Consider the following 17,885-nt stretch of genomic DNA (forward strand, 5'->3'; position numbering starts at 1 on the left):
GAGAGAAGGACGCATGACAACCACCCCGACACGGCTACAGGAGCCGGGCCTCGGAGCACAGAAGCCCGGCCTCGCTCGATCGGCTGATTTCGATGAGCTGCCGGCTGATTTCGATGAGCTCGCCTGGCGTCTCGGTGTCCGATCGATCACCGTGCAGCGTGAAGAGATCATCGCCGACGGCGGAGCCGCGCCGGATGCCCCATTGACGCAGGCAGCCGCCATCGCTGTGCTCGCCAATCCCTGGGTGGGCACGGGTACGCAGACCGATCTGGCGCCGGCTGCCGAACAGGTCGCACCGGTGCTCGCAAAAGTGCTCACCGACAGGCTGCTCGACACGCTCGGGGCGGCCTCTGCGATCGAGGCCTTCGGCAAGGGTGCCGTCGTCGGTGTCGATGGAGAACTTGAGCACGCCGGGGCTCTTATCCATACTCCGTATTTCGGCAATATCATGCGAGAGATGCTTGAAGGCACTTCTGTTCTCTGCTTCGCCGATGGTCGATCGGGCCCCTCGGCGTCGATCAGGGTGCCGATGTGGCACAAGACCCACGCCACTTCGCGAGACCACTATCAGACCATCGACCTGCGACTCACAGATGCTCCGAAGGCGGACGAACTCTGTGTGATCGCGGCGGCATCAACAGGGCCAAGGCCCTTCGCCCGCATCGGCGACCGTCGCACCGACGGTGCTGTGACCACCGAAATTCTGAAAGGACTGACGAAATGAATATTCGCAAGATCACGACGGTGACCGAAGAGATCCTGGCCGAAGGCGGACGGCGAACCGACCCCGTCATCACTGTGGCTGCCGTGGCGGCAGTCATCGAGAACCCTTGGCATGGGCAGGGCTTCGTTGACGACCTCGGCCCGGGAATCGACGCGACGGCGAGCAAGCTCGGCGCTCTCCTCGCGCCACGGGTCATGGAAGCTCTGGGCGGCACGCTCGAGGCCTACGGCAAGGCCGCGATCGTCGGACTCTCGGGAGAGATCGAGCATGGCTCGGCCCTCATCCACACCCTCAAATTCGGCAACCACTTCCGCGACGCCGCGCAGGCCTCGACTCTCCTGCCGGCTGTGGAGAAGCGTGGGGAGGCCGGGGTCGTTTTCGACATCCCCCTCAAGCACTTCACCGACGCGACGATCCGCTCCCACCACCAGACCTTCGAATGGCGGGTCGCTGATGCTCCGCACCCCGGCGAGATCCTCATCGCACTCGCGGGTTCCACCGGTGGGCGCCCGCAGCAGCGGCTCGCTTCGCTCTCGACCGAGCAGTAGGAAACGAGACGGACGATGCCGACAGACGATGACGTCCCGGTCGTATTGCTCCACGGGGTCGGTCTCGACCGCACGGTATGGTCACGGGTCGAAGCACTGCTGCCCAGGAACGCCTCAGCGATCGACCTGCCCGGACACGGTGCGCAGCCGCCACTAACCGCACCCACGGACCTGGCGGCGATGGCATCCGATGTGCTCGCACGGATACCGGCCGGTCAGGTGCACCTCGTGGGATTCTCCCTCGGATCGCTCGTCGCCCAGCAGATTGCGATCGAGGAGCCGGTGCGCGTGCGCAGCCTCACCTGCGTGAGCTCCGTGTGCGCTCGCACGCAGGAGGAATCTGCTGCGGTGCAGGGGCGACTCGACGGAGCGGAGTCGGACTTCCGCGGCAGCATGGAACGAGCACTCGACCGGTGGTTCCCGGAAGAAGAGGAAGGTACCGAGGCGCTGCGGGACGAGACGCATTCTGTGCTTCTGGCCAACGACCCCGAATCCTACCGCCACGCCTATGCCGTCTTCGCCACGGGCGACCGGGAGCTCGAATCGAAGCTGAGTGCGATCACCGCACCGACCCTGGCGATCACCGGCGAACTCGACCCGGGCTCGACTCCGGAGATGAGCGAGAGGATCGCGAACCGGATTCCGGACACACAGGTCGCCATCGTCTCCGGCGCCCGGCACATGCTGCCCGTCACTCACCCCGAGGTGCTCACCGATCACCTCCGCGCCCTGATCAACCACACAGAAGGGAGTCGATGATGACTACGCGACTCGACCATTTCATCGGAGGGGAGCATCGCGCACCCGCCGACGGGGAATACCTCGAGAGCACGAATCCTGCGACCCTTGAGACGCTCTACAGCTTCGCTCGCGGCACAGGCGCCGATATCGCACAGGCAGTTGAGGCCGCTCAGCGAGCCTTCGACTCGACCGCTTGGCAGCGGACCACGCCGACGCAGCGAGGGCACCTGCTGCGTCGATTCGGCGACCTCATCGGGCAGAACGCCGAGGAGCTCGCCCGTTTTGAGAGTCAGGACAACGGCAAGCTCCTGCGCGAGATGAAGGGGCAGCTGCAGGGTCTGCCCGAATACCTCTACTACTATGCGGGACTGGCCGATAAGGTGCAGGGATCGCAGATCCCGACGAATTCGCCCGAAGTCATCAATTTCACTCAGCGGGAAGCGCTCGGCGTCGTCGGACTCATCACGCCGTGGAATTCGCCGATGACTTTGACGATCTCGAAGCTTGCACCGGCACTGGCGGCGGGCAATACCACGGTCATCAAGCCGAGCGAATACACCTCGCGAACGATTCTGCGCCTGGCCGAACTCGCGGACGAGGCCGGATTCCCCGCCGGTGCCGTCAACGTCGTCACCGGCCTCGGCGCCGAGGCGGGACAGGCCCTCGTCGACGCACCGCAGCTGGCGAAGATCTCATTCACCGGCTCGACCCGGACGGGTTCGGCCATCGCCAAGTCCGCAGCTGGCCGCTTCATCGGATCGACGCTCGAACTAGGTGGAAAGTCTCCGAACATCGTCTTCGACGATGCAAATGTGTCCAATGCGGCGATGGGCGTCATCGCCGGCATCTTCGCCGCAGCCGGACAGACCTGTATCGCCGGGTCTCGAGTCTTCGTCCAGCGCGGGGTTTACGACGAACTGCTCGAAAAGGTCACCGCTCGGGCGGCATCGATCGTCATCGGCGATCCCATGGCCGATGACACCGAGCTCGGACCGCTCGCCTTCGCGGCTCAGCGTGACAAGGTCGAAGAGTACGTCCGCCTCGGCGAGGGAGAAGGCGGACAGATCGCCTACGGCGGCAATCGTCCCGAAGTCGGTCTGCCCGGGTACTTCTTCGAACCGACCGTGCTCACGGAGACGACGAACGATATGCGCATCTGCCAGGAGGAGATCTTCGGGCCGGTCGCTGCGATCATGCCCTTCGACACTGAGGATGAGGTCCTCGGGCTCGCCAACGACACCGAATACGGACTGGCCGCCGGGGTGTGGACGCAGAACCTCGCCCGCGGAATGCGGATGTCGCAGCGACTCGACGCGGGAACTGTGTGGATCAACATGTATCGAGCGATGTCGCCGATGTCCCCTCGCCAGGGATTCAAGAACTCCGGTGTCGGCGTCGAGCACGGCCTCGAGTCGATGCACGAGTACACCAGGCTCAAGAGCGTATGGATCAACACCGACGAAGGTCCGGTCGCAGATCCTTTCGTGCTGGGCAGGTGAGACGATGCCGCTCATCGATATCTCAATCGCGAAGGGACGCACTCCCGAACAGCTGCGCGCCCTCATCGCTGGGGTCCATGAAGTCGCCGCGGAGACGACGGGAGCCGCCGACGAGAACATCACCGTCATCGTTCGCGAAGTCGAGAAGGACCTCTGGTCGCGGACGAACACGACGATCACCGAACGCGAGAGCACCGCGTCCGGTACACAGGTCAGCACCGGCTGAGTACCGCCTCGGCGATCACACATTACTGAAGAACGATCACACATCACTGAAGAACATGTCGGAGGCACAGAGGCCTCCGCTGGGAAAGGAACCATCATGCGCTTTTCACTCTTCCTGCACATGGAACGCTGGGACGACTCGATCAGCCCTCAAGAGCATTGGAAGAACCTCGTCGAGCTCGTCAAGATCGCCGAAGCCGGAGGTTTCGGCACTGTCTGGATCGGTGAGCACCACTCGATGGAGTACGTCTCCTCGCCGAGCCCGATGCCGCAGCTGGCCTACCTGGCTGCCGAGACGTCGACGATCCGACTGGGATCGGGCACGATCATCGCCCCGTTCTGGCATCCGCTGCGTGCGGCGGGCGAAGTTGCGCTGCTCGATGTTCTCAGCGGCGGCCGGGCCGAAGTCGGCATCGCCCGCGGTGCCTACCAGTTCGAGTTCAACCGCATGGCCGGCGGCATGCCCGCAGCCGACGGCGGCGAATATCTGCGTGAACTCGTTCCGGCGATGAAGGAACTGCTCCAAGGTGACTACGCCCATGAGGGCAAGCATTGGCAGTTCCCCGTCTCCACGGCCGTGCCGAAGCCGGTGCAGACCCCGACTCCTCCGATCTGGCTGGCCGCCCGCAGCCCCGAGACTCACGACTTCGCCGTCGCTAACGGCTGCAACGTCCAGGTCACGCCGCTGATGAAGGACGACCGTGAGGTCGAAGATTTGATGAACAAGTTCAACACCGCGGTCGCCGCCCATCCCGAGGTCGAGAAGCGCCCGGAGATCATGGTGCTGCGCCACACCTACGTCCATTCCCCCGATGAGCCGGAAGGCTGGAAAGTGGGGGCCGCAGGGGTGAACAAGTACTACCGGACGTTCTCGTCGTGGGCCTTCGGGAAGAAGGACCCCGTCGACGGGTTCCTCGACCCGACTCCGGAGGAGAACTTCGCCGACCGCCCCGAATTCGAGCTCGAGTCACTGCATAAGTCGGCGATGATCGGCACCCCCGCGGAGGTGACCGAACGCATCCGCCACTACGAGGATCTCGGTTACGACGAGTACAGCTTCTGGTCGGACAATGCGCTCAGCCATGATGAGAAGAAAGCGTCACTGCAGCTCTTCATCGATGAGGTGGTTCCGAACTTCCGGTGAGAACTGAGGGTCGACGACCCGGTGGAGTGGTGATCCGCCGGGCCGGGACGGTCCAATTGCCGCGGTGACGTAAAAGGTGGTCCCAGACTTGCAAGGTCTGAGACCGCCTTTCGTCATGTTCGAGGGTGCTTAGACGTGCAGGCGGCTGCGCAGGTCGCTGCCGATCGCTGTCCGTGGGCGGCGAGGAATGTGAAAAGAATTGGACCCTTCACCATAGGTTTCGATCCGCTGGTGGCCCCAACCAGCCGCCGTCGATCTCTACATTCGCGTTTCGGGGTAGAGAAGACGCCGTGATCGATGACGTGATCACGGCGTCTTCTCCATAGTCCCTCAGCTGGGTCAGCGCTGGGTTGCCGGGACAGTAGGGATTCGACGTATCAGGAGTCTATGAGCTCGGCGGTTGTGGTCAGAGTGACCATCGGACTGAGCGCGTCAAGGATGTCGAGGGTCTGCACATGGAGCTCCTCGGTAGCGCCGGCACAAGCATCGGTGACGAGTGTGATTGTCTTGCCGGCGTCGGCCGCTGCCAGAACGGTAGAGAGAACACAGCATTCTGTGGCGACCCCGCAGGCTATAAGGTGTTGTGCATCCGCGGTCAGCGATTCCAGTTCGTCGCCCCATTTTCCGAAAGTCGGGAGTGTGACGATGTTATCCGCTTCAGATACCGGCAGGGTGATGTCCCAGGCTGGGTCATCCTCATCGACGCGAAAGCTGTTCCATCGGTCGTAGTAGCCTGACCAGCTCCCCTGTTCCGCAGGATCTCGAACAAAGCGTGTCCAGATGATCCGTTCCGGAAGTTCAGCAGCCAATGCGGAGACTTTGTCAGCAGTTGCGTCGTACCCGGCCACCTGCCAAGGACTGCCGTCGTCACGGAACGCGACCTGCATGTCAATGATGACAAGGGCAGAGCCAGGGACACGAGCTGTCTGAGGAGTCCTATTCGCCGTCAATCCAGCACCGCCTCTTCTGAGGTGTGTCCCGCCGGCGCAGAGTCGGCAGACCGCCTGGCCTGTTCGGGTTCAGCGGGGATCGAATCTGCTGCGCTGACGGTCGACCGATGAGATGAAAGCGGAGGCAGATATCTAAGCAATCCGAAGGCGATGGCACTGCCGATCGCACCCGCGATATACGCGACATCTCCCCAGGACGCAGTCGCGTCAGCCAGGGGTCCGACCCACAGTGTGGTGTTCCAGAACAACGAGGAGACTGCGCAGCCGATGATCCAGGCGAGGAACCCCCATTCGACGCGTCGCTTTCTGTCGAACAGCTCCGCAGTGGCCGCGGCGCCGTAGCGGATCGATCGCGTGAAGTAGTCGAGAAGCAGGACGGTGCTGAAGGGAACGACAAGGTAGGCGAGCAGAAGGAGGAAGTCGTAGAAGCTGCCATACGGGTCGCCCTGCATCCACAGAGCGATGCCGAGACTGAGGGCAGCTGTGACTGCAACTCCGAGAGCTCTGCTCACCGGAATTCCGATCGTCAGCAGGGAGATCGAACCGCCGTAGAGATTCATTGCACTGACCGGCAATGTTGAGAGTACAACCGTGAGCATTGCGACTGGCGCCCAGGAGCCGGTGAGTTCGCTCAGCGCTTCGATGGCACCGAGCTCACCGGCAAAGCTCGAGACGAGCACCCCGATACCGCCGAGCCACATAAGAGAGATGAAGCTTCCGCCAGTGGTGAAAAGGGCCACCTTAGTATGAGATTCGGTTCGCGGGAGGTAGCGGGAGAAGTCAGAGGCAAATGGGGTCCACGTCATCACGTACGCGAAGAAGAAGCCGGCAAAGGTGATCCAGCTGGCCCAGTCTCCCTGGAGGATGGCGGCATTCGCGTTGAGTTCCAGACCGACATCGACCTTCTGCACGGAAAGAACGGTGATGACTGCGAAGAGGACTGCGAGAACGATGCTCGCATATTTGTTGATCACATGGATGAGATTGTGCCCCCAGACCGCGAATACTGCCTGCACCAGATAAATGGCTATGGCGCCTGTCCAAAAGGGGATGTCGACGAGGGTTTGAAGGGCGAGAACTGCGAAGACTGTGTTGACGGCCGTCCACCCCATTGCCGACACGATCGTGAGCAGGGCAATGGGAACGTAATTCGCGTAATAGCCCATAGGGCCGCGTCCCTGAACCTGCTGTGGCACACCGAGTTTCGCTCCGATCCCGGCAAGCACTCCCATGACCACAGCTCCGAGCAGTGAACCGACGGCCACAGCGCTAAGGCCTTCGACGACGCTGAGGTTGAATGAAGCTGAGAAGAATCCCGAAACCATCACGGCGAGGACCATATTGGCTGCGAACCACAACGTGAATTGCTGTCGAGGGTGTCCATGCCGTTCACTCTCAGGGATCTCCTCGGTCCCGAAAGGTTCGGCCTTTGTCAGGGAATTGCCATAAGAAGGGCTAGGGCTGCTGGGCGGCGTCGACATGATGTCTGTTCCTTTGTTTGCGTCTTTGCAGGTCAGGGCGTGTGCGAGTCAGAAGAAGATGAGTACGAAGAAGACTGAGAGGTGGGATACGCCTGGTCAGCGGCCAACGGCAGTCGAATAGGTCGGGCTCATTCTTCGCGTTCGAGTGAAAGTGTGGTCCGAGTCTGAGGAATGAGAAGCTCCTGGGTCGAAGCGAATACATGCGATCGCATCGTCGTCTCGGCTCCGAATGGATCCTTGTCCTGGATCATCGTGAGGATCTGGCGATGCTCTCTGCTCGAATTAACGGCTCTGCCGGGGTGTTGGAGAGTCCTGCGCACGAGACGGAAATAGGCGAGCTGATTCATCAGTCGTTCGTACTGCTCGACGAGTTTGGTGTTGTCGGCTCCGGCGACCATGGTCTGATGAAAGTCCTGCACTTGAGCCGCATAGGTATCCGTGTCCCCTGCGTTCGAGGACACCTCGGATGCGGCGACGATGTCCTCAAGCTGATCGAGCTCGGGGCATGGTCCGCGTCGTGCCATGAGTGCTGCCGCGAGGCCCTCGAGAACTTCTTTGAGCTGGAAGAGTTCGACTATCTCTCTCCGGCTCGGTTCCCGGATGAAGGTGCCGACTTTGGGGCGGATCTCGATAAGGCCCTCGAGTTGCAGTTGTTTGAGGACCTCTCTGATCGGTGTTCGGCTGACGTCGAACTCCTGAGCGAGAGAGACCTCGGAGAGTGGATTTCCCGGCTCGAGCTCGCCACTCGTGATCTTCGACCGAACACGTTCGAGGAGCGTAAGCGGCGACGGCCCAGGGTTGGTGTGCATACCTAGATCGTATGTTGCATGCATCACAGAGGTCAAGGCTCGCGGTGAATTTCCTCGAATGCCCATTATATTCGCAGTTGAGAAGTCACTTTTGCTGTTCAGCAGATTCCTACGATGCTGAGGGGAGTCCGCTCTGCCATGCAACACCGGTAGCGTATTTGCGGGAATCGGGGTGGTGTTCGTGGACGCAGGGTGAGACTGCCTAAAATGCCTCCGGCACTGTTTCTGCAGGCCGCGACCTGCTGGACCTGCCCGAACTCCGCTGAGGAGGCTGTGGTCTGATTCGGAATCGGTCCGGCGGCGGACGCAAAGAGTGGTCGCTACCGGATACTCAGCTAGCCTGAGAGTATCCGATTGCGACCACTCATTGGCGCGAAAGGTCGCGCCAGGAAGGAGCCGGGCGCGGTCCGCGAAACGTGCCTCAGGCAGAGATGAGGCCGTGGGGGTCGAGGACGAACTTCTTCGCCACACCCGAGTCGAAGTCGGCGTAGCCCTGCGGGGCGTCCTCGAGGCGGATCGGTGTCGCATTGACGTTCTTCGCGATCGAGACCTTGTCGTGGAGGATCGCCTGCATGAGTCCTCGGTTGTACTTCATCACCGGGCACTGGCCGGTGACGAACACATGCGACTTCGCGAAGCCGAGGCCGAAGCGCATCGACAGCGACCCTTCCTTGGCCGCCTCGTCGGGAGCCCCCGGATCGCCGGTGACGTAGAGACCGGGGATGCCGAGGCTGCCTCCGGCCCGGGTGATGTCCATGAGCGAGTTGAGCACCGTCGCCGGTGCCTCATGACCGGCGTCCTTGCCGTGTCCGCGAGCCTCGAAGCCGACGGCGTCGATGCCGCAGTCGACCTCGGGTTCGCCGAGGATCTGCGCGATCTGATCCTTCGGGTCGCCCTTTGAGACGTCGACCGTCTCGCACCCGAATCCGCGGGCCTGAGCCAGGCGGTCCTCGTTGAGATCGCCGACGATGACACAGGCCGCACCGAGCAGCAGCGCCGAGGTGGCCGCTGCGATTCCGACGGGGCCCGCACCGGCGACGTAGACCGTCGAGCCCACCCCGACACCGGCGCTGACGGCACCGTGGAAACCGGTGGGGAAGATGTCCGAGAGCATCGTGAGGTCGAGGATCTTCTCCATCGCCTGATCCCTGTCCGGGAACTTCAGGACGTTCCAGTCGGCATAGGGCACGAGCACGTACTCGGCCTGCCCGCCGACCCAGCCGCCCATGTCGACATAGCCGTACGCCGAACCCGGGCGGTCCGGATTGACGTTGAGGCAGATGCCGGTCTTGCCTTCCTTGCAGTTGCGGCAGCGACCGCACGAGATGTTGAACGGCACCGACACGAGGTCGCCGACACGCACGAACTCGACGTCCCGGCCGACCTCGACGACCTCACCGGTGATCTCGTGACCGAGCACGAGGCCCTCCGGGGCAGTCGTGCGGCCCCGGACCATGTGCTGGTCGGAGCCGCAGATGTTCGTCGCCACCGTCTTGAGGATGACGCCGTGATCGACCTTGCGGCCGATATTGGCGGGATTGACTCCAGGCCCGTCCTTGAGGACGAAGTCCGGGTACTCGGTGTCGATGACCTCGACCTTCCCGGGACCTGCATAGCTGATTGCCTTATTGCTCATCGTCGAGCCTCCATGAATGCGCGTGCGGGGGAGTTGGGTATGTGAGCGAGTCGAGAGACTGCGCTGACATATCAGTCTTTCATCAGACGTGACTGCAGTCTCGCCGCCCACGTCGGACTCTGTCAAGCCCCCGCTGGAAGAAATATCAAGCGCTATGCATTCGTCGCCGCAGCTCAGCGAAACACTCGTCAGGAGTCCTCGCGCAGGCGAGTCGAGAGGATGAGCTGCGACATCGTGCGCAGATGCTGCATCGACTCTCTCACCAGGGGAGACCTGCGGCTTCCGGCCCGCACTGCGGCGATGATCTTCCGGCTCAGGCGGCCGGTTCCCGTCAGTCGGACGCGGCGGACGTTGGCCTCCCCGGCGAGGCTGGCCAGCCTGGGCAGCAGGCTGACTCCGACCCCGGCTCCGACGAGCGCTGCCGAAGTCTCCCATTCGACGGACTCATGGGCCACGGTCGGCGTGACCCCGGCCGCGGTGAACGCGGCGACGAAGAGGGCGTGGTAGGGCGAGCCCGGTCCTGCGGTGATCCACTCCTCGCCGGCCAGCTCGCCCAAGGTCACCGATTCGCGGTCGGCGATCGGATGATCGGCGGGCACCATGACGTCGAGTGGGTCGTCGAGCAGGTCGATGCTTTCGAACCGATCATCCTCCTCGACCTGGACATTGCCCTGCATCGAGACGATGACGGCGAGGTCGATGCGCTCGGCGACGAGGAGCTCGAAACAGCGAGCTGGGCTCGCTTCGATGACGTGGACGCTGATCCCGGGGCGGGTCGTGCGCAGTTCGGCGGCCAAGGGTGCCAGAAGGTTCGACGAAGCGGTCGAGAAGCCGCCGATGCCGAAATGCGTCGGAGCCTGGTCGCCGGCCCCGAGTGCACCGGCGCGGATGTCCTCCCACGCGGCGGTCAATTCGTCGGAGCGGCGGACGAGATAGCGCCCCGCCGAGGTCAGTCGCAGTCCCCGGCCGTCCTTGACGAGAAGGGTCATACCCAAGGACTGCTGCAGGTCTCTGAGCTGGCCGGAGACCGCTGAAGGCGAGTAGCCGGTGAGCTCGGCGGTGGCACCGATGGTCCCGCAGGCGGCGAAGGTGCGCAGGGTCGTCAGACGCGGATCGATCATGAGCAACATTATGCAGGTATTCCGCACAGTATGTAACGAAATCTCGCGCTTTTACCGGAGGTTATTGCTGATTATTCTTGCTCACGAGATCTCAGCCGCACGGCTCGGTCTCCACGGCCTCGGTCGAGGGGTTCGCCGCCTCGTCAACCGGCCGTGAATGGCTGACATCAAGGGAGATGAGAATTGACCGCTACCAACCTGGCACCGACGAAGAAGGGCTTCCCTGCCGGCTTCACCGAGGAGAAACTCGACGAGACCCGTATCAGACTCGACACCCGTCGAGCCGGCTTCTCGCTCGAGGCGCCGTTCTACACCGACCCGAATCTGTTCAACCTCGACATGCAGGCCATCTTCGGCCAGCATTGGGTCTTCGCCTGCAGCGTCGCCGAGATCCCCGAGCCCGGTGACTACGTCACGCTCGACTACGGTCCGTACTCACTCATCGTTCTGCACAATGACGACGGCGGAGTCAATGTCCTCCACAATGTGTGCCGCCACCGCGGGGCACGAGTCCTCACTGACCCGCAGGGCACGACGGGCAACCTCGTCTGCGGCTACCACTCGTGGACCTACTCGCCCGAGGGCGACCTCATCCACGCCTCGGCGCCGGGCGAGATGACCTTCGACAAGTCCTGCTACGCGCTCAAGCGCGCGCACGGCAAGATCGCCGCCGGGCTCGTGTTCATCTGCCTGGCCGAGGAGCCGCCGACGGACTTCCACGAGACCGCGAAGATCTTCGAACCCTATATCGGCCCGCACGAGCTGGGGAAGACGAAGGTCGCGTACCAGCAGAACATCGTCGAGGAGGGCAACTGGAAACTCGTGATGGAGAACAACCGCGAGTGCTACCACTGCGACGGCCATCCGGAGCTCGCCTGCTCGCTGTTCCCGACCTGGGGCCTGACCGACGAGACGATCCCTCCCCATCTCGAGGATGTATGGGAGCGCAACCAGCAGGCGCAGGCCTCCCTCGAATACCGCTGCCGCCGCTACGGCCTGCCTTATGAGGTCGTCGAAGAGCTCGACACCCGCGTCGGTGGGATCCGCATCTCCCGCGAATCACTCGACGGGGCGGGGGAGTCCTTCTCCGCAGACGGGCGTCGGCTGTCGAAGAAGCTGCTCGGCGACCTGCCCGACTTCCGGCTCGGACGGTGTTCGATGCACCTGCAGCCGAACTCTTGGTTCCACCTCCTCGGCGATCATGTCATCACCTTCGGCGCGTACCCCATCAACGCACACCAGACGCTGGTGCGCACCACCTGGCTCGTTGCCGATGATGCCGTCGAAGGCGTCGACTACGACCTCGAGACGCTCACCCACACGTGGAAGCAGACGAATCTTCAGGACAAAGCCTTCGTCGAACTCTGCCAGCAGGGAGCGGCGAGCCCGTTCTACGAGCAGGGCCCGTACATGAAGAGCGAATACCAGGTCGAGGCCTTCATCAACTGGTACGTGACTCGGATGCGGGAGCACATCGGATGAGGTCCTCCGCTGCGCCGGCGACACCGCTCGCCCAGCGGGTTCGGGGCCTGGAGATGCCGTGGAACCGGGTGCTGTCGAGCACCGCGGGACCGGCCGGGGCCGCCACCGCGCTCGGCCCCTGGCACCCGCAGGAGTTCACCGCCGAATGTGTGGAGACCATCCCCGAGGCGGGTGGCATGATGGTCTTCGTCTTCCGTCGCATGGACGGTGCGCCCCTGGCGTTCCGCTCCGGGCAGTACATCAACATCGACTTCCCCATCGACGGACCGAATGCCGAACCGGCCTCCCGCAGCTATTCGATCTCGTCGGCTCCGACCGAACCGTGGACGTTCTCGATCACGATCAAATGCGACGAGAAGGGGCGGGTGTCTCCGTGGGCACACGAGAACATCCGACCCGGAACGACCCTGGACATGCTCGGCCCTGTCGGGGCCTTCCACTTGGCCGACTATGACCGGCGGGCTCGTTTCCTGCTGCTCGCGGCCGGGGCCGGGATCACCCCGCTGATGTCGATGATCCGGACCGTCCATGCCCTGCCCGGGCAGGCCGACGTCGTCCTCCTCTACCACGGTTCGGCCCCCGACTCCTTCGCCTTCTCCGAGGAGCTCGACTTCCTCGCCAAGGCAGACTTCAGGATCAAGGTCATCTACTGCCTCGGCGATCGCGAGTGCGGTGAGGAGTGGACGGGGCGGACGGGTCGTCTGTCGCAGGAGCTGCTCGAGGAGCTCGTCCCCGATGCCAACGGCCGGCAGGTCTTCGCCTGCGGTCCGGAGGGCTACCTCAATTCCGCGACCGAGCTGCTGCGCAGCGTCGGCGTCGACGACACCTCGGTGTTCATGGAGTTCTTCTCCGGCGACCGCGAGATCCGTGCCGAATACGCCGAGGAAGTCGCCATCGCCGGTGAGATCGCCGAGGAGATCGCGGCGACGACCGAGGAGTACTTCGAGTCCCAGCCCGCCGCGCTGGATCTGTACGAACCCGAGTACGACGCCGACGGACCCATCGAGGCCGTCGGGGCGCCGACCGAAGCCGTCGACGCCGAGGCGGTCGTACCCGTCGAAGACGAGGTCGAGATCGAGGTCGTCGGGGTCACCGACGAGAACCTCGCCGAGGCGGGTCCGGGGTCCGCGTCGAACGCTGGGTCGACGGGTTCGGCGGGGAGCCGGACGGCCGCCTCGGCGACGGGATCTTCCGACGATGACGAAACGGAGGTCGTCGACCCCGCCGCACTGCCTACTGTGGGTGAGGGCGAGCACACGATGTCGTTCGTGCGCACCGGCCTCAACGTCTGCGTCGGGGAGGACGAAACGGTCCTCCAGGCCGCGCGGAAGGCGGGGGTGAAGATCCCCGCGAACTGCCAGGAGGGCATGTGCGGATCCTGCAAGATCGTCAAGCTCGACGGGGACGTCGAGATGAATCATCTGGGCGGAATCCGCGCCAGGGAGATCGACGCGGGCAAGTTCCTGCCGTGCTGCTCGACGGCGAAGACCGACCTCGTCATCGACGCCTGAACAGGGCCCTGACCACAACATTCGTTGAGTGAGTCGAAGGAGACCACATGACACAGCAGAAGGACATCGACGGCATCGAGCCGGTCCGTCGTGGTGCTGTCGCGCAGCCGATCGGTGCCGGGCGGATCTCGGTCGATGAGGCCCCGCTCAATCGGCTCGTGCTCCTCGTCGCGGTGGCGGCCTTCGGTGGAATATTCATCGACGGCTACATCCTCGGGGTCATCGGCGGGGCGGTCTCTCCGGCAGCTGCGGAACTGGGACTGTCGGCGCTGGGGCAGGGACTCATCGCGGCGAGTGCGCTCATCGGCATCTTCGTCTCCGGCCTGTTCTTCGGACGGATCGCCGACCGCTATGGGCGCAAGCGGGTGTTCTTCTGGAACCTCGTCGGCTTCGTCGTCGTCTCCCTGGCCCAGCTCTTCGTCGTCGGCACCTGGGATCTCGTGGCCATGCGGCTGCTGTTGGGGCTGCTCATCGGCGTCGAGTACGCGGTCGGCACGGCCCTGCTCGCAGAGTTCACTCCGCGCCGCCACCGCAGCGTCCTGCTCGGATCGATCGCGGCCTTCTGGTTCATCGGGTTCATCTCCGCCTTCGTCGTCGCCCACGTCTGGGACGCGGACTCCTGGCGGATGCTCCTGGCCAGCAGCGCGGTGCCGGCACTCGTCGTCCTCATCCTGCGGATGGCGCTGCCCGAGTCGCCGAGGTGGCTGCAGGCGCAGGGCCGCACGGACGAGGCGCAGGCGATCATCACCGCGCACTACGGCCCGCAGTACGGACTGCCTCCGGCCCCGGCCGAGGTGGTCAAGACCCGGCTGCGGGACTTCTTCCGGGAGAACGACACCCGCACGATCATCTACTCCGGGCTGTTCTGGTTCTGCCAAGTGGGACCGCTGTTCGCGATCTTCACGTTCATCGTGCCGGTGCTCGACGACCTCGATCTCAACAACGGGTTCTCCACCGATCTGCTCATGAACGCGCTCCAGCTCCTCGGCGCCGGAGTGGGGCTGTGGCTGCTGTGGCTGCTGCCGAGACGCACCTTCGTCAACTGGACCTTCGCGCTCATGGTGGTCCTGCTCGTCGTCCTCGGCGGGTGGACTGATCTGCCGTCGCTTGTCGTGCTCATCGTCTTCGGCGCTTTCGTCCTCATCATCACCGCATCGAACAGCATCCAGTATGTCTATCCCCCGGAGATGTTCACCACCCGGTTCCGCAGCACCGGCGTCGGCTACGCCGCGGCATTCAGCCGGGTCGGTGCTGCCGGAGCCACCTATCTGTTCCCGGTCACGCTCGACCACCTGGGAGTTTCGAGCACCCTGCTCATCGCGGCGATCTTCCCCCTGGTCGGGTTCGTCGCCTCGATCTTCTGGGCACCGGAAACCAAATACTCCGCATTGGACGTCTGAGCCCCGCTCCGGCGTCTGCTGCGACAACAGCCTCTACCACCGTCAACAACAAGGAGTACTCAGTGCCGAAGACATCACCACGAGTCGTCATCATCGGAGCCGGCATCGTCGGCGCCAACCTCGCCGACGAACTCGCGCAGCTGGGCTGGACCAACACCCTCGTCATCGAACAGGGCCCGCTGACCATCCCGGGCGGCTCGACCTCCCACGCCCCGGGACTCGTCTTCTCGTCGAACGGGTCGAAGTCGATGACCGAGTTCGCGCAGTACACGATCGAGAAACTCACCTCGCTCAAGGACGCCGACGGCCGCGGCTCGTTCCTGCCCGTCGGCGGACTCGAGATCGCCACCACCGAGGATCGTCTGCAGGATCTGCACCGCAGGGCCGGATGGAACCGGTCCTATGGGGTCGACGCCGACGTCATCGACGCCGACGAGTGCGCGAAGCTCTTCCCCATGCTCAACCGGGACATGGTCCATGGCGGACTGCTCACTCCGGGTGACGGGCTTGCATTGGCGGCGAAGGGAACTCAGCTCGTCATCGAACGTGCCCGTGCTGCGGGAGTCGAATTCCGCGACCGGACCACGGTGACCGACATCGAGACGACTGGCGGGCGGGTCAGCGCCGTCATCGCCGGTGAGGATCGGATCCCCGCCGATATCGTCGTCTCCTGCGCCGGATTCTGGGGACCGAAGATCGGTGAGATGGTCGGCACCCCGATTCCGCTGCTGCCGCTGGGCCACCAATTCGCCTGGACCACCGAGGTGCCCTCGCTCATCGGCAAGAACGAGGTGCCCGCCGGGGCACAGGCGCCGATCCTGCGCTACCAGGACAAGGACCTGTACTACCGCGAATGGGGTGAGCGGATCGGCATCGGCTCCTACGCCCACCGTCCGATGCCCGTTGACCTCGACACCCTGCAGACCTACTCGCCGGACGAGATCACATCCGAACGGATGCCCTCGAGCCTCGAGTTCACTCCGGACGACTTCGCCCCCGAATGGGAGGCGACGAAGACTCTGCTGCCCGAACTCGCACAGACGCAGATCCAGCGCGGGTTCAACGGAATCTTCTCGTTCACCCCGGACGGCGGTTCGCTGGTCGGACAGTCCCGTCAGGTCGACGGATTCTTCGTCGCCGAGGCGGTGTGGGTGACCCATGGCGCCGGTATCGCCCGCGCCGTGGCTGAGCTCATCGCCGAAGGCCGGTCGAAGACCGACCTGTCCGGCATCGATCTCAACCGGTTCGAGGACGTGCAGACGACTCCGGACTACGTCAGCGAGACCTCGCAGCAGAACTTCGTCGAGATCTACGACATCATCCACCCGCTGCAGCCGCGGGTCTCCCCGCGTGACCTGCGGTCGAGCCCGTTCCGGCGGCAGCAGGAGGAGCTCGGTGCGTTCTTCCTCGAAACCTCCGGCTGGGAGCGTCCGCACTGGTTCGACGCGAACGCTGCTCTGCTCGAGGAGATGCCGTCCGAGTGGGCGGCACCGGAACGCGACGCCTGGGCGGATCAGTTCCACTCGCCCATCGCGGCGGCCGAAGCGTGGAAGACGCGCACCTCGGTGGCGATGTTCGACATGACCCAGCTCAAACGCTTCGAAGTCACGGGGCCCGGTGCCGGCGAACTGCTGCACGGGATGACCACCTCGTCGATGCTGCGCAAGCCCGGAGCGGTCAGCTATACGCTGCTGCTCGATGAGGCCGGAGGCATCACGAGCGACATCACGGTTGCGATCCTCGACGAAGAGACCTACCAGGTGGGAGCGAACTCGAACATCGATTTCGCCGCCATCTCACGGGCGGCCAAGCACCAGTCCGCCGCCGACCCGTCGAAGTGGGTGACCGTGCGCGAGACGACTCCGGGCACCTGCTGCATCGGGCTGTGGGGACCCCTGGCCCGGGACGTCATCGCCAAGGTCACCGATGAGGACTTCAGCGACGCCGGCCTCAAGTACTTCCGGACGAAGCCCGCAGTGCTCGGGGGAGTGCCGGTCACGGCGATGCGCCTGTCCTACGTCGGCGAACTCGGCTGGGAGATCTACACCTCGGCGGATCTGGGTTCGCGACTGTGGGATGTGCTGTGGGAGGCCGGTGAGGAATTCGGCATCATCGCCGGAGGCCGCGAGGCGTTCAACTCGATGCGCTTGGAGAAGGGCTTCCGGTCCTTCGGCACCGACATGACCAGCGAACACGAACCGGTTCAGGCCGGACTCGGATTCGCCGTGAAGGCCTCGAAGACCGACGATTTCATCGGCAAGGCCGCGCTCGAGTCCAGGGCGGCGGAGGCGACGACGAAGCTGACCTGCCTCACCCTCGACGTGCCCTCGGACGTTGTGCTCGGCAACGAGCCGGTGTACGTGGTCGGCGGCTCGGGTGTCGCGGATGGGTACGTCACCTCGGCGGCGTACGGCTACACGATCGGGAAGTCGATCGCCTACGCCTGGCTGCCGAACACCCTGTCGGTCGGTGACGCCGTGGAGATCGAATACCTCGGCCGTCGCCTGCCGGCCACAGTCACCGCCGAGCCGCTCTTCGACCCCGAGATGACTCGCCTCAAGGGGTGAGCCGCGGCGGCAGTCGCCGCCGACGCTCATCGAAAAACGCATGGAGC

Annotated in this window: 15 protein-coding genes; 10 read left to right on the forward strand and 5 right to left on the reverse strand. The window is 64.0% G+C overall.

Annotated features, from left to right (window positions below):
* Positions 1–13: 13 nt before the first annotated feature.
* The 6 genes from HF684_RS00905 to HF684_RS00930 all read left to right on the forward strand — a co-directional run bounded on the left by HF684_RS00905 (position 14) and on the right by HF684_RS00930 (position 4,881).
* A complete protein-coding gene (locus tag HF684_RS00905) occupies positions 14–724 on the forward strand; it encodes an amino acid synthesis family protein (RefSeq protein ID WP_169250925.1) in 711 nt (236 codons plus the stop codon).
* On the forward strand, positions 721–1,272 hold the full coding sequence (locus HF684_RS00910) for an amino acid synthesis family protein (RefSeq protein WP_169250926.1): 552 nt from the start codon (positions 721–723) through the stop codon (positions 1,270–1,272). The genes HF684_RS00905 and HF684_RS00910 overlap by 4 nt, the downstream gene beginning before the upstream one ends.
* Positions 1,273–1,287: 15 nt before the next feature.
* Entirely contained in the window at positions 1,288–2,031 is a 744-nt protein-coding gene (locus HF684_RS00915; protein WP_169250927.1) for an alpha/beta hydrolase, read from the forward strand.
* Positions 2,031–3,512: an aldehyde dehydrogenase gene (locus HF684_RS00920; protein ID WP_169250928.1), complete on the forward strand. Its 1,482-nt coding sequence runs from the start codon at positions 2,031–2,033 to the stop codon at positions 3,510–3,512. The genes HF684_RS00915 and HF684_RS00920 overlap by 1 nt, the downstream gene beginning before the upstream one ends.
* A gap of 4 nt (positions 3,513–3,516) precedes the next feature.
* Complete coding sequence (locus tag HF684_RS00925) at positions 3,517–3,738, forward strand: 2-hydroxymuconate tautomerase (protein WP_169250929.1); 222 nt, start codon at positions 3,517–3,519, stop codon at positions 3,736–3,738.
* A 96-nt stretch (positions 3,739–3,834) separates the two neighbouring features.
* A complete protein-coding gene (locus HF684_RS00930; protein ID WP_169250930.1) occupies positions 3,835–4,881 on the forward strand; it encodes an LLM class flavin-dependent oxidoreductase in 1,047 nt (348 codons plus the stop codon).
* 377 nt (positions 4,882–5,258) lie between these two features.
* Here the strand turns inward: HF684_RS00930 and HF684_RS00935 are convergent, their stop codons facing one another.
* The 5 genes from HF684_RS00935 to HF684_RS00955 all read right to left on the reverse strand — a co-directional run bounded on the left by HF684_RS00935 (position 5,259) and on the right by HF684_RS00955 (position 10,878).
* Entirely contained in the window at positions 5,259–5,831 is a 573-nt protein-coding gene (locus HF684_RS00935; RefSeq protein WP_282433913.1) for a cysteine hydrolase, read from the reverse strand.
* Positions 5,828–7,312: a cytosine permease gene (locus tag HF684_RS00940; RefSeq protein ID WP_169250932.1), complete on the reverse strand. Its 1,485-nt coding sequence runs from the start codon at positions 7,310–7,312 to the stop codon at positions 5,828–5,830. Before HF684_RS00940 ends, HF684_RS00935 begins: the two co-directional genes overlap by 4 nt.
* A 128-nt stretch (positions 7,313–7,440) precedes the next feature.
* On the reverse strand, positions 7,441–8,121 hold the full coding sequence (locus tag HF684_RS00945; RefSeq protein WP_169250933.1) for a GntR family transcriptional regulator: 681 nt from the start codon (positions 8,119–8,121) through the stop codon (positions 7,441–7,443).
* Positions 8,122–8,542: 421 nt separating this feature from the next.
* Positions 8,543–9,757 carry a formaldehyde dehydrogenase, glutathione-independent gene (gene fdhA, locus HF684_RS00950; protein ID WP_169250934.1) on the reverse strand — a complete coding sequence of 405 codons (1,215 nt, stop codon included), beginning with the start codon at positions 9,755–9,757 and terminating at the stop codon, positions 8,543–8,545.
* 188 nt (positions 9,758–9,945) lie between these two features.
* The gene (locus HF684_RS00955; protein WP_169250935.1) at positions 9,946–10,878 is read right to left on the reverse strand and encodes a LysR family transcriptional regulator; all 933 of its coding nucleotides are present in this window, start codon (positions 10,876–10,878) and stop codon (positions 9,946–9,948) included.
* A 261-nt stretch (positions 10,879–11,139) separates the two neighbouring features.
* Between HF684_RS00955 and HF684_RS00960 the strand changes: the two genes are divergently transcribed.
* From HF684_RS00960 to HF684_RS00975, 4 genes are all read left to right on the forward strand, one after another.
* On the forward strand, positions 11,140–12,360 hold the full coding sequence (locus HF684_RS00960; protein ID WP_248279238.1) for an aromatic ring-hydroxylating dioxygenase subunit alpha: 1,221 nt from the start codon (positions 11,140–11,142) through the stop codon (positions 12,358–12,360).
* The gene (locus HF684_RS00965) at positions 12,357–13,871 is read left to right on the forward strand and encodes an iron-sulfur cluster-binding domain-containing protein (RefSeq protein ID WP_169250937.1); all 1,515 of its coding nucleotides are present in this window, start codon (positions 12,357–12,359) and stop codon (positions 13,869–13,871) included. Before HF684_RS00960 ends, HF684_RS00965 begins: the two co-directional genes overlap by 4 nt.
* A 47-nt stretch (positions 13,872–13,918) precedes the next feature.
* Positions 13,919–15,271, forward strand: coding sequence for an MFS transporter (locus HF684_RS00970; RefSeq protein WP_169250938.1), 1,353 nt, complete (start codon positions 13,919–13,921; stop codon positions 15,269–15,271).
* Between the two features lie 62 nt (positions 15,272–15,333).
* Complete coding sequence (locus HF684_RS00975) at positions 15,334–17,838, forward strand: FAD-dependent oxidoreductase (RefSeq protein ID WP_169250939.1); 2,505 nt, start codon at positions 15,334–15,336, stop codon at positions 17,836–17,838.
* The last annotated feature ends 47 nt before the right edge of the window (positions 17,839–17,885 follow it).

The organism is Brevibacterium sp. 'Marine' (assembly GCF_012844365.1).
GTDB lineage: Bacteria > Actinomycetota > Actinomycetes > Actinomycetales > Brevibacteriaceae > Brevibacterium.